This is a genomic window from Methanoculleus sediminis, from assembly GCF_001017125.1.
Classification (GTDB): domain Archaea; phylum Halobacteriota; class Methanomicrobia; order Methanomicrobiales; family Methanoculleaceae; genus Methanoculleus; species Methanoculleus sediminis.
Map to the genome: position 1 here is coordinate 14624 of NZ_JXOJ01000004.1, position 15478 is coordinate 30101.

Genomic DNA, 15478 nt, shown 5'->3' on the forward strand with positions numbered 1-15478 from the left:
GGTTGTATATAAAGAATAACGTCCGTGTTGCACCGTTCCTCGCAAATTCTGCGAAATATTTAATAACAACTCTATCTAACATTATTAGAGCAGAGACCCGCCTTAACTCAGACTGGTAGAGTGCGCGGCTGTAGTATGGTCTTCGCTCTCGGGCGAACTGCGCGGCTACCGCGATGTCCCCGGTTCGAATCCGGGAGGCGGGATCACCCCGAACATTGAGTGCCCAGGTAGTGTAGTGGCCTATCATGACGGCCTGTCACGCCGTCGACACGGATTCGAATTCCGTCCTGGGCGTCACTTTCTTTCACTTTTCAAGCCTTTAGCGCAGCCGTTCCTCCGGCCGTGGAACACCTAACTCACGTGCTGCCGGGAATAACCCTGTCGCCCCCTGATTTTGTCGATAATCCGGCAATACAGAAATTCCGGACGTATCGGTGTTGGACAACCATTATATGTTAAATGTTATTTTTATCCTCCGAGTAAAATATATATACCTTGATGAGGTATCCGTTCTCATGCACGCTCTGGGAAAATGGATCGCGAGCGATCCTGTGTTCGACATTCTGGGGACGCTCATCTTCGGGACCGGTATCCTCGTTCTTATCTTTGCAGGCCTGGCCCTCTACGCATCGGGTCTCTGACGGCAGGGGCTGCCGCCGGGATTCGGTGCCTGCAGAGAGTTCCGGCGTTCCTGAGAACTTATTACGCAGCCGCTTCAACGTTTATCTACGTCCCGGCTTACACCGCGGATGTGACGGTACCATGACTCAGAGTATACCCCCCGAACCGGAAGATGATCGTTTGAACAGCCGGGACCTGCAGGTTCTCATCTCAAGGCTATCGGACACGGACAAAGGTGTGCGGGCGGAAGCGATGCACGGGCTCGCGGCGATTGGAAAACCGGCCGTGCCCGCCTGCATTGCCCTGCTATCGGACGGCGACTGGAGGGTGCGCTATCGTGCGGCGGAGGCCCTCGGGCTGCTCGGCGATCCCCGGGCGTATGCGCCCCTTGTTGCCGCCCTCGACGATGAGAAGGATCACGTCCGCTACATGGCGGCGAAAGGACTCGGGCTGCTCGGCGATCCCCGGGCGGTCGAGCGGCTCGGGCGGATGCGAAACGACGAGAACGAGTTCGTGCGACGGAGCGCCGCCCGATCCCTCGGGGCGATCGGCGGCGAGGAGGCCGTTTTAGCGCTTCGCGAGGGTCTCAAAGGCGAGACGACGGACGCCGTCCGGGCGGCGATCCTTGAGGCGCTCCGCGATGCTGGTAACGACGGGCGGGAGCGTAGCGAGCGGCCGGAGTTGGAGCACCGCAGGTGCGAGTACGGAGTTGGAGCACCGCAGGTGCGAGTAACGACGGGCGGGAGCGTAGCGAGCGGCCGGAGTTGGAGCACCGCAGGTGCGAGTTGCGATGCCCCGTGAGGGGCGGAGCAGGAGCACCGCAGGTGCGACTACAACGGGCCGTAGGGTGCGACGGACGGGACGTCCGGAGCATGAGAAGCCGTCAGGCTTTGAGTCCGGAGTTGGAGCATCGCAGGTGCGAGCGGGCCGGCGATCACCCTTTAGCGACGATCACCGTGGTATTGTCGGTGCTCGCTGCGTCCCTGGCGGCATCGATCAATCTCCGGCATGCCGTAGCGGGATCGTTTTCGAGCACGATCTCACGGATGACGTTCTCCGGGACGTAATCGTGCAGCCCGTCCGAACTGATCAGGAGAACTCCCCCGGCGAGTTCCGCGACATCGAGGTCGATCCGTACCCGGGCCGAGAGGCCGAGCGCCTGGGTCAGAACGTTCTTTCGCGGGTGGAGCAGCGCCTCGGCCGGGGAGATGGTCCCCGATTCGACCAGGCTCTGGACGTAAGTCTGGTCGCGCGTATGCCAGACGGAGGAGGGCGTGACGATATGCGTCCTGCTGTCGCCCACCGTGCCGATCCAGCATCTGCCCGGCCCGTCGACGACCGCCGCCGAGAGTGTTGTCCCCGCGTTCAGGGCGTTATCGCTATTATACGCAAAAATTACGGAGTTGATACGCTGAAACGCGCGTTCGAGCATTTCGGCGGGTTCGCTCTCCGTGAGTTCCCTGCCTGCAGCCTCCGCAAGCATCCCGATCGCCATCCTGCTCGCAACCTCTCCGCGGGCATGCCCCCCGAGACCGTCCGCGACGGCGAAGAGGTGATACCCGTTCATCCGGCCGGCGAAATACGCGTCCTCGTTCTGCTCCCGCTTTCCGGTATCGGTCAGCGCCGCGTACCGGAGCCCTGCCTCTCTTCTCACCTGCACTCCAGAGTTTACTCTCCGTTCGAGCGGATAGTCTTTTGGTGGCGGGGTCTCCCGTCTGCCCCTCACGGGAACCCCCGGGTGAGGCCGTTCTCCTTTGCGCAGCTGACGGCGTAACGGTACTCCCGCGCCGTTATCGGGCGCTGCAGCGCCGCAAGCGCCGGACTCCTCCCTCCCTCAGCTGCCCTCCATGCCGGGTGATACTGGGCCATGACGTTCACGTAGGAGTCGCGCGAGATCTCCTCCGCGATGAACTTCATCACCATCTCGCTGTTTGCAAGGTTCCCCGGGAGCACCAGGTGCCTGATGATCATCCCCCGCACCGCAACACCGTCCCTGACCTCGAGGTCGCCGACCTGCCGGTGCATCTCCTTTAGTGCGGCCTGCATGCGGCCGGTGTAGCCGGGGGCGTGGGAGAGTTCCAGCGCCACGTCGTCCCGCCCGTACTTCGCGTCCGGCATGTAGATGTCGATGACGCCGTCGAGGAGCCGCAGGGTCTCCACGGAGTCGTAGCCGCCGCTGTTGTAGACCAGCGGGATGTCGAGGCCCCGGGGGGCGGCGATGGCGACCGCACGAAGGATCTGGGGGACGACGTGCGAGGGGGAGACAAAATTGATGTTGTGGCACCCGCGTTCCTGCAGGCGGAGCATGATCGCGGCGAGGTCCTCGCACGAGACAGCGTAGCCGACCCCGCACTGGCTGATCTCGTAGTTCTGGCAGAACTCGCACCGCATGTTGCAGCCCGCGAAGAATATCGTTCCCGAACCGTTTCTCCCGACAAGCGGAGGCTCTTCCCCGAAATGCGGGCTGTAACTCGAGACCCGTGGCGAAAGGCCGGTCCGGCAGAACCCCTCCTCGTCCTCGATACGGTTCACGCGGCACTCCTGGGGGCAGACGACGCATTCGCGAAGCACCTCGTACGCTCGCCGTGCCCGCTCCTCCAGTTCGCCGCTCCGGGATAGGCGCACGTATCCGGGCAGTTGTGTTCGTTCCGCTTCGGCCATGATCCTCCCTGGGTGCGGAGAAGAAGAAAGTTTGTCCCCGGAGCCTGCGGAGGAACACAGCCTCAAGACGGATCTTCGGGCCGTATCATCCGGGCGCCGGGGGTCCGGTGCCCCCTGCGGAGGCCTGCGGTTCCTGCAGCTCGCGATCTGCGCTCCCCGGACGCACCTCTGGTGCTTCGACTCCTGCCACCTGGCCGGTCGTTCCCCGCGAGGGACGGCGAGCGGTCCGTAGCGAGCCCTGTCGATGGGGCGATTCCGCCTTTCCTGATAATCCGGGGCCGCAAATCCCCGAGATCCGATCTTCCCGGCGGCTCCTCTCGATCCGGCGTAAGCCCCGTACCGCCGGTTTCACGGATTACAATCTCCGTATCTCCCTCCTCGGCATCGAATAATTTTGAAAATATTTATATATTTGGTAATGAATTTATCATCGTATGTCAGGCGACCCTTACCATCCGCGCAAATTCCCTATCGGGGCTGTGATCGTTATTCTCGTCATCATCGGCATAGCCGCCATCTGGGGCGGGCAGATCGTTTCGTCGGTAGGAACGACGGTCACCGGGACGCTTGAAGCGTCGGGCCTCAGTTCACCGGAGATCTCCAACGAGACCCTGGAGAAAGGACCAAAGACCATCAACTGCCCGTATGTCCTCCGCGGCAAGCCGGGTTCGATCCGGTTCGATGCCTACCGGGGTGTAAACGACTATCTGTCCACGAAGTATCCTACCCCGTTCCGCATCGAACGCGATTACTGGATCCAGTTCATCAATGAAAGCGTCCAGGACCGCTACCTCAAGCCGCTGGCCGGCAACATCCGGGCTGCCGAGTCCGAACCCGACAACCAGGTGCGTACCGCGATCAGCATGGTGCAGCAGATCCCTTACGCCGATTACTCGTTCGATACGGCGGCCAAGTACCCGTACCACGTGCTCTACCACCAGGACGGGGACTGCGACGAGAAGTCGCTCCTGCTCGCGTACATTCTTCGTGACCTGGGGTACGGCGTCGCGCTCTTCGAATTCGAGCAGGAGAGCCATATGGCCGTGGGCATCAGGGCTCCCGACCAGTACTGCTACCGGGACACGGGGTACGCGTTCATCGAGACCACGGTGCCGGCCATTCCGACCGATGCCGGAGGTGAATACGGGGATGCCGGGAAGAAACTGACGTCGAACCCGAAAGTCTTCGTCATAGCCGAAGGAGATTCCTTCGAGAGCATCTGGCGCGAGCACGCCGATGCCGTCGAGTGGAACAGGATACGGGGCATGGGCCCCAAACTCGACTCATACAACTACGGGCGTTACCGGAATTTAGCGCAGACATACGGGATGCCATACGGCGGATAGAAGCCGATTGTCCGGTGCAGCACGGAGGACGCATCCCTCCGGCTCACCGGCAGCCCTGGTGAGGCGGACCTCCAAAGGCGAGACCGCTCTTTCGGACACGCACGGCGTGCTTCTGATGGTTGCGGTCACCGTCATTCTCGCCGCGATTCTTCTGCTGATACTGCTTTCGATGCTCCCCGCCGGTTCGTGGGTCGAACCGCAGCCGCCGATCATCATCACCGAGATCTCCCACGTCAGCACAGGTACCGGAACGCTGACCTATGCAAGCAGGGTCACCCTCAAGAACAACGGGAGCACGGTATACGAGAACGATTGCCTGAGGGCGGTCTTCTACGTGAATGGTTACAGGGCCTGCATCGTCCATACCTTAAACGGTCATCTTCTCATTCCGTCGCACCACTACGGGGTAAAGACCCTCAGCGGCGAGGGGTGCCGCACCCCTTTCTGGAACCCGGGCGAGACGATGACGGCGGATCTCTCCGACGGAACCTTCTACCCGGGCGCAGAGGTCACTCTGCAGGTAGTTGATAAACGCAGCGGGAGGATAATCTCGAAACACACGATGAGGGCATGAGATACGTCGTTCCCGAAGACCATGTTTTTGTATCGGAACGCTTCTAAAGACTGTTATGTTCAAATCAATTCTCGTGGCGGTCGACGGATCGGAGATCGGCCACCGGGCGCTCGAAGAGACCCTGGCCGTCGCCCGCGCCATGGAGGCCTCCGTGCATGCCGTACACGTCGTTCAGACCGCCACGTATCCCTCGCTGACCCTCGACCAGCTAGAACCTCCCGATATCGCCCAGCAGGCGCTTCTCGATGCGCTCGACCGGGAGGCCGACGAGATCCTCGCCGATGCGGAGCAAAGGGCTGCCGCCGCCGGTGTCCCGCTCACCGCCCACAAGCGCTGGGGGCACCCGGGAGCGGAGATCATGGCGCTGGCACGGGAACTCGGTGCCGACCTGACCGTGGTCGGGTCGCACGGCAAGGGCCGGCTCGGCCGCTTCTTTCTCGGGAGCACCAGTTCCTACGTCGTCGACCATGCGGCGTCAACGGTCATGGTCGTCAGGGGCGAACCCGACGCATCCTGAAGATCGGACGATGCCGCGGGCGACGAGCCGCGCCACCCGGATGGGTTCGGGCACCCTCCCTTCGTACGTGAAGTCGTTGCAGAGTCTTGCGGCGTCCTCCGGGGAGATGCCGCATGAGCGGACAAAAAGCGTATACCCGGAACGCAGCCGGACGGGAAGCCGGTCGCCGAGCCTCCGGTATGCCGCGAGCCTCTCGACGTCACCCGGGAAGTGGCGGCGGATATCCTCGTCGAGCCCCTCCGACTCCTCGTAGGTGGCGACGATGACGGGAAGACCGGTCGCCTCGTGCACCGCCGCCGGGTCGATGATGTTGTACCAGGCGATGACGCTCCCGCCGATCATCAGGAGGTTGATGTCCCGTCGGGCGAGACGGGTGAAGAGCCGGACGACCGCATCGGTGGCATCCGATCCGCCGACGGTCACCCGGGCGAAGGCCGCTCCGTCGATCCGGAGGTCCTTTCGCATGACGACGCCGGCAAGGGTGGACTCCTCCCGCCCCGAATAACTCTCGGCGATACCGAGAGCACGGAGCCCCGATTTGGCTACGTGCATGCGAAGTCCTTATGTTGCTCAATCGGATATAGTACACCAATGAGCGTCGAGCGAGATGAGGTCTGTATCTTCATCCCAACGTTAAACGAGGCCCCGACGATCGGCGAGCTGGTCGAAGGTTTCCGACAGCGCGGTTTTCCCCACGTCCTCGTCATGGACGGGAACAGCACCGATAACACACCCGATATCGCGCGGGCCGCGGGAGCGGTTGTCCGGAGCCAGACGGGGAAGGGAAAGGGCAACGCCATCATCGAGGCCGTGGATATCATCGACAAGCCCTACGTGCTCATGCTCGACGGCGACGGCACCTACTCGCCGGACGACGCGGAGAAGATGCTCGAACCCCTCGGCCGGGGATTCGATCACGTCATCGGCGATCGCCTCGCCAATCCCGAAAATGGAGCGTTCACGCGGTTGAACCTCCTCGGCAACCAGCTCCTCAACGTGATGTTTCGGATAGCGCACGGGAAGGACCTCAGCGATATCCTCTCCGGCTACCGCGCCTTTACTCTCCAGTCGATCCGGCAGATGACTCTCAAGGAGGCGGGGTTCGAGATCGAGACGGAGATGGCGGTCGAGGCGGTGAGGAACGGGCAGCAGGTCACGGTCGTCCCGGTCCGGTACCTGGCAAGGCCCGGCACCGTCACGAAACTGAACCCGTTCCAGGACGGTCTCAGGATCTTCTCGACGATATACCGGCTCGCGAAGATGAACAACCCGATCTTTTACTTCGGGATCATCGGCCTCTTCATATCGCTCATCGGGGGCGTCATCGGCGTCTACGTCGTCCTCGAGTGGCTCAAGAACATCGAGCACCTGCCGCTCACCATTCTCACGGTCCTTTTGATCACGATGGGTTTTCAGATCTTCATGTTCGGCGTGATCAGCGACATGCTGCTCGGGTTTCACCGCGAGACCACCCGCCAGATCGAGCAGTTACAGAACCCCCCGAAGCCTCCCCGATAAGAAGAGAATCCGGCAGGCGTACTCGGCGATCGAGGTGTAGATATACGCCTCGTCGAGCGTTTTTCCGGCTGCAAACGTCCCGTGCCCCCTGACGATGACGATATGGCCGCTCCGGAGCGCCCCGGCGACATTCTCTGCTATCTCGTCGGTCCCGGGGTTCCCGGTGACGACCGGGATCGTCGGGCAGAGCATCCCTCCTTCGCTGTCGGCCGGCCGGACGAGGTCGGTATCGAGCGAGGCGGCGACGGCGTGAACCGGGTGGGCGTGGACGATCGCAGAGTGCGGCGTCTCGCGGTAGACCGCCCGGTGGACGCGGTACTCGCTCGAGGCTTCGCGCGGGGCGTCCCCCGCGTCCGGCACAAAGGCGGGCATCTCCCTCGCGTCGAGGTATGCGCCGGTCCGGGTGATGTTAAAGCCGCCCTGTCCCCGAACGCTCATGTTCCCGAAATTCGCTCCGACGAGCCCTTCCAGAAAGAGCCGCTTTCCGATCCGTTCGAACTCCCGATCCAGCATTCTCGGCACCCTGATCTTTGTACAGAATGGTTTGGCGTACTCCGGGATATGTGCATGCCGCTTGGGGCACGGGGGCGGGGTGGCGGTATGGGTTTGGACGGTCAAGTATGAATTAAGAAAGGGTTGTAGAAATGTCAAATCTGGGAGGCATCGTTCTCGGTGCTCGAACTCTGGCCTCTGGCCTGTGGGTGCTCACACCCGTACACCGATACCCCCACGGTCCACTGTACCGGGTTTGCTGCGTAAACACTCGGAGCGGAGTTCGAGCGCTGCAGGCTGCGAGTTACGCGATCCACTGGAAAGCCGTATCCGGGGACAGGATTAACAGAACTTCCGAGATCTAAGCTGATCTTCGTAGGAGGAAGGTTTCAAAGATTTTCGGCTTCTGGGGCCAGGCACGGGTTCCGAGCCATAAACCCCTCCCGAACAAAAGAAAATTATACAAACTTCACGCCGACGTCCCGCAGTTTGTTGAACCGGGCGATGTTGAGGAGGAGCGGCGTCACGCTCTCGACGATGGATGCGGCTGCAAGGGGCCCCGCGTCGTAGGCGCGGAGGCTCGGAACGTTGTCCACGATCTCCATGACCTTCTGCTTCGCACCGTCGTCGTCGCAACAGACGGCGACCGAGTAGTCCAGTTCTTCTTCGAGCATCTTCCACTTGTTCGCGGCGATGTTGTTGAACGCGGCGCAGACGGTCGCGCTTTCGGGGAGCATCCCCTTGATCATCATCGCCGCCGAGCCCTCCGGCGGAGGAGCGTAGTAGAAGTGGGTCGTCCGCTCGATCGGGTTGACGGGGCTGACGACGATCTTGTCCTCAAACCCGGTCATGGTGTTCAGGGTGGGAGCCACGTGCTTGAAGGGTATCGCAAGGACGACAATATCCGCCTCATCGACCGCACGCTGGTTGGTCACGCCGACGAGGCTGCACTCCATTCCCTGCACCTCCAGGGTCTCCCGGCACGTCTCGCAGGTCGCGACCGCCTTTACTTCCTCACGCGATCCCACGATCACGTCGTACTTCGGCGAGAGCCGGAGCGCCATGCCTTCCCCGATGTCGCCGGTTCCCCCGACGATCCCGATCTTCACTGCTCCACCAGCGGTTTTAAGATGTTTTCAAGCGTGCCGAGGTCCTGGACGCCCACCAGCTTCCGGACGAGTTGCCCGTCTTTCTCGATGACGAGCGTAGGTACGAACTGGATGTCGTATCTGGCGGCATACTGCCGTGTCTGCTCGGAGTCGACGCCGACGTCGATCTTCTGGATGTCGACCCGGTCGCCCATCTTTGCTTTGAGCTCATCGATGATCGGTGTCTGCTGGTGGCACGGACCGCACCACTCGGCGAAAAAATCCATTAAAACCGGTTTTCCCATAAGGCTGTACCCCGTTCAAACATTGTGTGTGAACGGGGCAATAAAGGTTGTTGTAGGGTTGTTATTTTGAGAGGATCGCCATAATTATCTTTCCGTACGCGGGCCGCGTGACCAGGATGCCGATCAGGACACCGAGTATGGTGATGATGGCGAAGCCCCGGAGGGTGGAGAGATCCATCAGCGCCAGCGGGAGCATGGCGATGAAGACCGTCGCGGCAGCAATGGCGATGATGCCGAGCGCCCGCCCGTAGCGTTTCATATAGAGGTTCGGCGACGGGACACGCCCCTCGTGGAGAACCTCGTCCGTGATGATGACGAGCTGGTCGATGCCGGTACCCACCACCGCTATCAGACCGGCGATGGTGGCGAGATCGAGCTGGATGATGAACCGGGCGATCCCGAGCAGGATGATGATCTCTGCAAGGTTGATCGCGACCATCGGGATCACGATCGAGGGCTCGCGGTAACGGTAGTAGACAACGACCGCTACCGCGAGCAGCGCGAGCAGACCGGCGAGTGCGACCGTCGTCTTGAACTGCTCGCCGAGCGCCGCCGGGACGGAACCGGACCCGACGATATCCACCTTCACCGGCAGGGCGCCGGCCCGCAGGTGGATCTGGAGCGTCATCGCATCGGTAAGTCCGGCGTCGCCGGTGCCGGTGCTCGCGGAGAGCGACCTGACCGGGCCCGACCGGAGTTGTCCTGCAAGTTCCCCGGAGAGGGGAGCGCTGTAGACGGTCTCGTTGTCGAGGATCATCACGAGGTTGTGGGCGTCCGGGTTGTCGACCGCTCCGGATTCGATGGCGGCCTCGCGGAAGGCCTCTGCGCCCGTCTCGGTGAACGAGAACCCGACGCCCCAGCGGCCATCGTAGTCCTTCTGCGGCACGCCGACGCTGGTGATCTGGTCGCCGTAGAGGACGTGCTCGGTCTCGTTCCCGGTCGTCTGGACCCGTATCTCGAACAGACCCTGCTGGCCGACGATATCCTGCGCCGTCGCCATATCCACGCCGGCGAGTTCTATCCGCACATACTGCGGGAACTCGCTTCCGGTCGGCGTGAGCAGGTTGATCCTCGCGTCCTGCATCCCGAGGGCGTTTACCTTCTCATTGAGGATCCGCTTCACCTCGTCCGCGGTGAACGGCGATACGCCCTTCTGGTAGGTTACGATCGAGGCGCCCGATTGCGCAAAGATCGGTTCGAGGTCGGCACGGGTGACGCTTTTGCGGATCTCGAGGTGGTTCTCGTCGATACGGATGACCTCGGTCTCGAGATCCGTCCGCAGATCGTCCATGAGGTCTCCGACCGATCCATCGGTCGAGAATGCCACGACCACGGACTGGAACTCCATCTGCAGCCACGAGCCGCCCTCGAGATCGAGGCCGAACTGGAGGTTTCCTTCGAGCCCTCTCTCCGGGCTCGGGGGGGCGAGGTAGATGCCGACGAGGGAGCCGACGACCAGCAGGAGCACCAGGGCGACCCGCCAGTCTTTGACGAGATTCTTGATGGTTTCGCTGTTCATTTCTTGTTCCCCCGGAGGACGTATTCCTTCAGAATGCCGGCGTTCAGCATCCAGGTGTTCATCATGTCCACAAAGAGCCCGATGATGAGGACGCTCGCTATCTCGGCGATGATCTGAATCTGTCCCGCCGTAGCGACGACCCACATCGCGGCGATGGCCGCAAGCGTCGTGGTCGTCATGATGATTCCGGTCCTGAACGCGCCGGAGAGTTTTTCTTCGAGTTTCCCCTTGCGCTTCAGGAGGCGCGTCGTCAGCAGGATGTCGCTGTCGACGGAGTAACCGATCAGCATCAGCAGGGCCGCCGTCGTCCCGAGGGAGAGCGGGATGCCGATGATCTGCATGATCCCGGCGGTGATGACGATGTCGGCGAAGGCGGAGAGGACGACCGCACCCGCCGGCACGAAGTTGCGGAACGCAATCATGACCACGACGGCCATGCCGATGAACGAGAAGATCAGGGCGAGGAAGGCCTGGCTCTGGAGCGTCTTTCCGAACGTCTCGCCGATCTGGTCTATCTTCGCATCGGGATACTTCTCGTTGATGAGCGTTACAAGGCTCTGGTACTGAGCGTCGTCCATCGGGCCGAACTGGATGTACTTCCCGTCGCCGATCCCCTCACCCACCGACAACAGCGGATACCCGGCAAAGGTCGCCTCTACAGCCTCCCTGCTGTCGGACGTGAAGACGGTGACCGCCGTTCCTCCCGCGAAGTCGATGCCCGGTGTCAGGGGCAGGCCGGTGGCGAGCGTGGTGTAGCCCAGCAGCATCCCGGCTAAGAGGAGGAGAACGAGGGGCAGCGCTACCATCTGCCGCGGAGAGTATTTGTTGACGTCGTATCTGGCAATTTCCATGCTGTATTAGTGTACGATTGTGAAAGGTTAAAGGGTTGCTCATGGATATGTGGTGGAACCCTGAATCCGCCCGGATATTACTGAAATCCCCCGGGAAATGCCCGGTAAAGGGGGGCTCCGTCCGGGGACTGCAGGGGGTTCCTTCCCCGGGGCATTCCCTCATGCGGTTCGCTCCGGTGCATGCACATCCGCCGGTCACACGGACGGCGTTCACGCTCCGGACGTCTTGTCCATCCGTATGCGCGCCGTGGAGACGGGTGCGGGAATGGGGTGCCGCATAATCGCGATTGTATTCCGTTAAACACGTATCCGGGTTATAATATCCGGGTTTGTGGGAAACGGTGTCCCCATAGCCGGCACGGTTTCATTTCGTCAGACAATTGTCGTCCTCCTGGCAGAATACCCGATTTAATGATTGAAAAGAAAAGATATATATAAAATACCGAATCACAAGCACATATGAGATCACCCGGTGAGCTCAAAAAAGAGATAGAAGCTCGACTCAAAGGTTATCTCTCACGTGACCGGGATGGAATCCGGCATGAGCTGCTCAACCTGTTCGTTAAAGTAAAATCTCTCACCATACCCCAGATCTACGAGAGGCTGCAGAAGCGGTTCTCGATCAGTTACCACTCCATCGCGTCCATGGTCGGCATCATCGCGTCCCGTATCGGCATCCTGCACGTGAGGCGGAACGCGGAGGGGACGAACTCTATCTACGAGCTGAAAGACCAGTACGTCGACGTGGTGGCGAAGATCCTCGGGACGGCATAATTCCCCGGAAACCATACCTCTTTTTTTAGCCTCAGCACCAATATGAGGGATTACCATGCAGAGCGACGTTGGGGAGCCAGGTCGGTCACGGGGCATATATGTTACGGAGGACGTCCGATCGTATGTCCTCCAGAGGAAACGCGACTTTCGAGTGAGCACATCCTGCAGCGGACCCATCCTCCTGCCGGTATCGGTCAAACCGCCGAAGGCGACCGACCTGCAGGTGCCAATCGGTGACTTTACAGTCTATATCTCGAAGTACCAGGCCCGCTACATCGATTCCATCCACAGGGGAATGATTCCTATATTCTACGAAGACTTCTAGATCATGAGCTTCGAAGAACTGGAGCACACCGCCGACGTCCTCATGCGGGTGCGGGGCGCGACCTTGAACGAGCTCTTTGCCGAGGCGGGCCGGGCGATGTTTTCCGTGATGTACGGGCCCTGCGAGGACCGGGATGTCGAACGAAGGATCGAGATCGAGGCGGAGAACCTCGAATCGCTTCTCATCGACTACCTCTCGGAACTGCTCTTCGTCACCGAGGTCGAGAACACCGTCTTCTGCACCTTCGACGTCGAACTCCTGGGCACCCGGCTCTCCGCCGTCATCAGGGGCGAGCTGTTCGACCCCGCACGGCACTCGGCAGGAACGCTCGTCAAGGGCATATCCTATTTCGGGCTCGAAATCGTTAAAGAAGAAGAGGGTTACGTGGTGGAGATCATCTTCGATATCTGAGAGGTTGCCATGCTTGCCGGAATCAATAAGATCGGAGACCTCGAATGGGAGGTTCCTATCGGCTACGTCCCCGATATGCGGGTGCCGGGGCGGTTTTTCCTCTCCCGGACACTGGCGGAGACGCTCGAAGAGGGAGCCGTCCGCCAGCTCGCGAACGTCGCGACGCTCCCCGGGATCGTGAAGCACTCGCTTGCCATGCCCGACATCCACTGGGGATACGGGTTTCCCATCGGGGGCGTCGCCGCGTTCGAGATGACCGAAGGGGTCATCTCCCCCGGGGGGGTCGGGTTCGATATCAACTGCGGCGTCCGGCTGATCACGACGCCCCTGACCGAGGCCGATCTCGCCCGCCGGAAACGGGAACTGATCGAGCGGCTCTTTGCCGCTGTGCCGACCGGCGTGGGCGCGAAGAGCACCATGCGGGTCTCGAACAAGGATCTCTCCGCGGTCATGGTCGACGGCGCCCGGTGGGCGGTCGAACGCGGGCTCGGCACCGAAGCCGATCTCGTCCGGTGCGAGGGCGAAGGGGCGATGACGGGCGCCGACCCTGAAGCGGTCAGCGCCAAAGCGCGCCAGCGGGGCGTGCCGCAGCTCGGGACGCTCGGCGCGGGAAACCACTTCCTGGAGGTTCAGGTTGCAAAGGAGATCGTCGACCCCGAAGCGGCAAAGGCCTTCGGGATCACCGAAGGGCAGGTCTGCTTCATGGTCCACTGCGGCTCACGCGGCCTCGGCCACCAGGTCGCGACCGATCATTTGCGGACGCTTGAAGCCGCGCTCGCGAAGTACGGGATACGCCTCCCCGACCGGCAGCTCGCCTGCGCTCCGATCGACTCTCCGGAAGGCCGTGCCTACTACGGGGGCATGGTCTCGGCCGCCAACTACGCCTGGGCAAACCGGCAGGTCATCATGCACGAATCGAGGAAGGTCTTCGCGGACCTCTTCGGGATCGATTACGATGAGATGCGGCTTGTCTACGACGTCGCCCACAACGTCGCGAAGTTCGAGCGCCACGACGTCGACGGGGTCTCGACGGAGGTCTGCGTCCACCGCAAAGGTGCGACGCGGGCGTTCGGCCCGGGAGCGGAGGGCGTTCCCCGCGAATATGCCGGGATCGGGCAGCCGGTGATCATCCCCGGGAGCATGGGGACGTCGTCCTACCTCCTCCACGGCACGACGGCCGCGATGGAGAAGACGTGGGGGAGCACCTGCCACGGGGCGGGGAGGGTGCTCAGCCGGTCGAAGGCGAAGAAAGAGGTTCGCGGGAAGGAACTCCGGGAGCGCCTTGCGGGAGAGGGCATCCTGGTGCGTGCCCACAGCGACGCCGCTCTCGCGGAGGAGGCGCCCGGGGTCTACAAGCCGAGCCGGGAAGTGGTGCGTGTCGTGCACGAAGCGGGCCTCTCGGATATCGTCGCCCGGCTGGAGCCGCTCGGGGTGATCAAAGGGTGACCGGCAGGACGGGACTGCTCTGGGACACACCCCTCATGTTCTCGCGGCTCATCGAGGACTGCGGCGCCGCTTGCGAATCGGTCAACCCGAACATGCTTGCCTCGCCCTTCTGGCGCGGTAAGTTTGCTGCACTCATCGTGCCGACGGGGTTTGCAAACCCGGCTTACTCGAACCTCCTCCCCGCTCTCCGGGCTGCAGAAGGCCGTATCCGCCGGTTCGTCGAGAACGGCGGCCGGCTGCTGGTCTTCGGCGCGGGATGCTCGCGCGAGGACGCCTACGACTGGCTCCCGTTCCCGGTGACTTACTCGTTTGGCTACGGGCCGCGTGCCGTCCGGTTTGCCGGGGAGAGCACCTTCAACTCCCTTTTTTCGGGGTACGACCTCGACGCCGTCGAGTGCGACGGCTCGTTCCCGGCACACGGCGGCGAGACGCTTGCCGCCACGCCCGGAGGAGAGACGCTCCTCGTCGGGAAGCCGCTCGGCGACGGGATGATCCTGGCAACCAGCATCCATGAGTACCCGTCGCGTGAATTCTTGAAGGAGTTCTCCTGCGGTGATAGGGAAACATTATTTTAGATAAACCGTGATGAACAGTATGGATACGGCCATGGATCAATACATCGTCTCTGCGTCTTCGAGCGCGCGCGATCTCGCCCCGATCGTGGTATGTATTCACGATCTGCTTGGTCGGCTGCCTGTTACGGCACGATCCCGCGACCATCCCGGGGTCAGGGTCGAGGACGGAAAGGTTGTCGACGAGGCTTATACCGGCCCGATCCTCGAGGAAGTCCTGGCGGAGAACGTAACGTTGAGGGTCAGGCCCCCGAGAGGCCCGTACAAGGGCATCCCGGTTGTGGTGGCGCCGGTAAGGGACGAGGAAGGAAGTGCAATCGGTGCAATCGGCATCGTCGATGTGACCGGCATCTTTGATCTGGCGGGTTTCATGGAGCAGAATACGGTGATCCGGAGGCAGGTCTGCGGCGAGGACCCGTGTCCGCTCCCGACCGAGTCGCCTGCAGCGAAAAGGTAAT

At 61.8% G+C, this 15478-nt stretch carries 20 protein-coding genes and 2 tRNA genes; 14 read left to right on the forward strand and 8 right to left on the reverse strand.

Features of this window, described 5'->3' with window-relative positions; translation table 11 throughout:
* Positions 1-96: 96 nt before the first annotated feature.
* From SZ63_RS08605 to SZ63_RS08620, 4 genes are all read left to right on the forward strand, one after another.
* Positions 97-203: transfer RNA gene (locus SZ63_RS08605), tRNA-Tyr, on the forward strand.
* Positions 204-221: 18 nt separating this feature from the next.
* Positions 222-294, forward strand: a tRNA-Asp gene (locus SZ63_RS08610).
* Between the two features lie 221 nt (positions 295-515).
* Entirely contained in the window at positions 516-641 is a 126-nt protein-coding gene (locus tag SZ63_RS13255) for a hypothetical protein (protein ID WP_277619448.1), read from the forward strand.
* A 121-nt stretch (positions 642-762) separates the two neighbouring features.
* Positions 763-1422: a HEAT repeat domain-containing protein gene (locus tag SZ63_RS08620; RefSeq protein WP_082122724.1), complete on the forward strand. Its 660-nt coding sequence runs from the start codon at positions 763-765 to the stop codon at positions 1420-1422.
* A gap of 133 nt (positions 1423-1555) precedes the next feature.
* Here the strand turns inward: SZ63_RS08620 and SZ63_RS08625 are convergent, their stop codons facing one another.
* Together SZ63_RS08625 and SZ63_RS08630 are read right to left on the reverse strand one after the other, a co-directional pair.
* Positions 1556-2275, reverse strand: coding sequence for a PP2C family protein-serine/threonine phosphatase (locus SZ63_RS08625; protein ID WP_048184658.1), 720 nt, complete (start codon positions 2273-2275; stop codon positions 1556-1558).
* Between the two features lie 68 nt (positions 2276-2343).
* On the reverse strand, positions 2344-3282 hold the full coding sequence (locus tag SZ63_RS08630) for a radical SAM protein (protein WP_048184300.1): 939 nt from the start codon (positions 3280-3282) through the stop codon (positions 2344-2346).
* Positions 3283-3716: 434 nt separating this feature from the next.
* Between SZ63_RS08630 and SZ63_RS08635 the strand changes: the two genes are divergently transcribed.
* From SZ63_RS08635 to SZ63_RS08645, 3 genes are read left to right on the forward strand one after another with little or no spacing between them, the layout of a single operon-like run.
* The gene (locus tag SZ63_RS08635) at positions 3717-4628 is read left to right on the forward strand and encodes a hypothetical protein (RefSeq protein ID WP_156168457.1); all 912 of its coding nucleotides are present in this window, start codon (positions 3717-3719) and stop codon (positions 4626-4628) included.
* Positions 4629-4686: 58 nt separating this feature from the next.
* On the forward strand, positions 4687-5202 hold the full coding sequence (locus SZ63_RS08640) for a type IV pilin (protein ID WP_241481297.1): 516 nt from the start codon (positions 4687-4689) through the stop codon (positions 5200-5202).
* 55 nt (positions 5203-5257) lie between these two features.
* Positions 5258-5719: a universal stress protein gene (locus tag SZ63_RS08645; RefSeq protein ID WP_048184305.1), complete on the forward strand. Its 462-nt coding sequence runs from the start codon at positions 5258-5260 to the stop codon at positions 5717-5719.
* On the opposite strand, the gene SZ63_RS08650 is transcribed toward SZ63_RS08645, so the two are convergent.
* Positions 5678-6271, reverse strand: a complete 594-nt coding sequence (locus SZ63_RS08650; protein ID WP_048184307.1) for an endonuclease dU — start codon at positions 6269-6271, stop codon at positions 5678-5680. The genes SZ63_RS08645 and SZ63_RS08650 overlap by 42 nt on opposite strands.
* 39 nt (positions 6272-6310) lie before the next feature.
* Here SZ63_RS08650 and aglJ point away from each other — a divergent pair, with 39 nt between their 5' ends.
* Positions 6311-7237, forward strand: coding sequence for an S-layer glycoprotein N-glycosyltransferase AglJ (aglJ, locus tag SZ63_RS08655; RefSeq protein WP_048184309.1), 927 nt, complete (start codon positions 6311-6313; stop codon positions 7235-7237).
* Here the strand turns inward: aglJ and SZ63_RS08660 are convergent.
* The 5 genes from SZ63_RS08660 to SZ63_RS08680 form a co-directional block, all read right to left on the reverse strand.
* Positions 7208-7750 (reverse strand): aldolase, encoded by a 543-nt coding sequence (locus tag SZ63_RS08660; protein WP_048184310.1) that lies wholly within the window; start codon positions 7748-7750, stop codon positions 7208-7210. The two genes, aglJ and SZ63_RS08660, sit on opposite strands and share 30 nt — an antisense overlap.
* Positions 7751-8187: 437 nt before the next feature.
* Positions 8188-8838 carry an NADPH-dependent F420 reductase gene (gene npdG / locus SZ63_RS08665; RefSeq protein ID WP_048184312.1) on the reverse strand — a complete coding sequence of 217 codons (651 nt, stop codon included), beginning with the start codon at positions 8836-8838 and terminating at the stop codon, positions 8188-8190.
* Positions 8835-9122, reverse strand: a complete 288-nt coding sequence (locus SZ63_RS08670; RefSeq protein ID WP_048184314.1) for a thioredoxin family protein — start codon at positions 9120-9122, stop codon at positions 8835-8837. The genes npdG and SZ63_RS08670 overlap by 4 nt, the downstream gene beginning before the upstream one ends.
* 61 nt (positions 9123-9183) lie before the next feature.
* The gene (locus SZ63_RS08675) at positions 9184-10641 is read right to left on the reverse strand and encodes a preprotein translocase subunit SecD (RefSeq protein WP_048184316.1); all 1458 of its coding nucleotides are present in this window, start codon (positions 10639-10641) and stop codon (positions 9184-9186) included.
* On the reverse strand, positions 10638-11492 hold the full coding sequence (locus tag SZ63_RS08680) for a protein translocase subunit SecF (RefSeq protein WP_048184318.1): 855 nt from the start codon (positions 11490-11492) through the stop codon (positions 10638-10640). The genes SZ63_RS08675 and SZ63_RS08680 overlap by 4 nt, the downstream gene beginning before the upstream one ends.
* 459 nt (positions 11493-11951) lie before the next feature.
* Between SZ63_RS08680 and SZ63_RS08685 the strand changes: the two genes are divergently transcribed.
* The 6 genes from SZ63_RS08685 to SZ63_RS08710 are packed head-to-tail and all read left to right on the forward strand — an operon-like array spanning position 11952 to position 15477.
* Positions 11952-12266: a DUF2551 domain-containing protein gene (locus SZ63_RS08685; RefSeq protein ID WP_048184320.1), complete on the forward strand. Its 315-nt coding sequence runs from the start codon at positions 11952-11954 to the stop codon at positions 12264-12266.
* A gap of 55 nt (positions 12267-12321) precedes the next feature.
* Entirely contained in the window at positions 12322-12591 is a 270-nt protein-coding gene (locus SZ63_RS08690) for a hypothetical protein (RefSeq protein ID WP_048184322.1), read from the forward strand.
* A gap of 3 nt (positions 12592-12594) precedes the next feature.
* Entirely contained in the window at positions 12595-13002 is a 408-nt protein-coding gene (locus SZ63_RS08695) for an archease (protein WP_048184323.1), read from the forward strand.
* A 9-nt stretch (positions 13003-13011) separates the two neighbouring features.
* Positions 13012-14448 carry an RtcB family protein gene (locus tag SZ63_RS08700; RefSeq protein WP_048184325.1) on the forward strand — a complete coding sequence of 479 codons (1437 nt, stop codon included), beginning with the start codon at positions 13012-13014 and terminating at the stop codon, positions 14446-14448.
* On the forward strand, positions 14445-15023 hold the full coding sequence (locus SZ63_RS08705) for a BPL-N domain-containing protein (protein WP_082122725.1): 579 nt from the start codon (positions 14445-14447) through the stop codon (positions 15021-15023). The genes SZ63_RS08700 and SZ63_RS08705 overlap by 4 nt, the downstream gene beginning before the upstream one ends.
* Positions 15024-15033: 10 nt before the next feature.
* Complete coding sequence (locus SZ63_RS08710) at positions 15034-15477, forward strand: DUF2111 domain-containing protein (protein WP_394298775.1); 444 nt, start codon at positions 15034-15036, stop codon at positions 15475-15477.
* The last annotated feature ends 1 nt before the right edge of the window (position 15478 follow it).

Bases quoted from the DNA above. Each gene is read 5' to 3' on its own strand.
- aglJ (WP_048184309.1), top strand. From the start codon at position 6,311: ATGAGCGTCGAGCGAGATGAGGTCTGTATCTTCATCCCAACGTTAAAC.
- SZ63_RS13255 (WP_277619448.1), top strand. From the start codon at position 516: ATGCACGCTCTGGGAAAATGGATCGCGAGCGATCCTGTGTTCGACATT.
- SZ63_RS08710 (WP_394298775.1), top strand. From the start codon at position 15,034: ATGAACAGTATGGATACGGCCATGGATCAATACATCGTCTCTGCGTCT.
- SZ63_RS08690 (WP_048184322.1), top strand. From the start codon at position 12,322: ATGCAGAGCGACGTTGGGGAGCCAGGTCGGTCACGGGGCATATATGTT.
- SZ63_RS08685 (WP_048184320.1), top strand. From the start codon at position 11,952: ATGAGATCACCCGGTGAGCTCAAAAAAGAGATAGAAGCTCGACTCAAA.
- SZ63_RS08620 (WP_082122724.1), top strand. From the start codon at position 763: ATGACTCAGAGTATACCCCCCGAACCGGAAGATGATCGTTTGAACAGC.
- SZ63_RS08675 (WP_048184316.1), bottom strand. From the start codon at position 10,641: ATGAACAGCGAAACCATCAAGAATCTCGTCAAAGACTGGCGGGTCGCC.
- SZ63_RS08660 (WP_048184310.1), bottom strand. From the start codon at position 7,750: ATGCTGGATCGGGAGTTCGAACGGATCGGAAAGCGGCTCTTTCTGGAA.
- SZ63_RS08680 (WP_048184318.1), bottom strand. From the start codon at position 11,492: ATGGAAATTGCCAGATACGACGTCAACAAATACTCTCCGCGGCAGATG.
- SZ63_RS08650 (WP_048184307.1), bottom strand. From the start codon at position 6,271: ATGCACGTAGCCAAATCGGGGCTCCGTGCTCTCGGTATCGCCGAGAGT.
- SZ63_RS08630 (WP_048184300.1), bottom strand. From the start codon at position 3,282: ATGGCCGAAGCGGAACGAACACAACTGCCCGGATACGTGCGCCTATCC.
- SZ63_RS08645 (WP_048184305.1), top strand. From the start codon at position 5,258: ATGTTCAAATCAATTCTCGTGGCGGTCGACGGATCGGAGATCGGCCAC.
- SZ63_RS08635 (WP_156168457.1), top strand. From the start codon at position 3,717: ATGTCAGGCGACCCTTACCATCCGCGCAAATTCCCTATCGGGGCTGTG.
- SZ63_RS08695 (WP_048184323.1), top strand. From the start codon at position 12,595: ATGAGCTTCGAAGAACTGGAGCACACCGCCGACGTCCTCATGCGGGTG.
- SZ63_RS08700 (WP_048184325.1), top strand. From the start codon at position 13,012: ATGCTTGCCGGAATCAATAAGATCGGAGACCTCGAATGGGAGGTTCCT.
- SZ63_RS08670 (WP_048184314.1), bottom strand. From the start codon at position 9,122: ATGGGAAAACCGGTTTTAATGGATTTTTTCGCCGAGTGGTGCGGTCCG.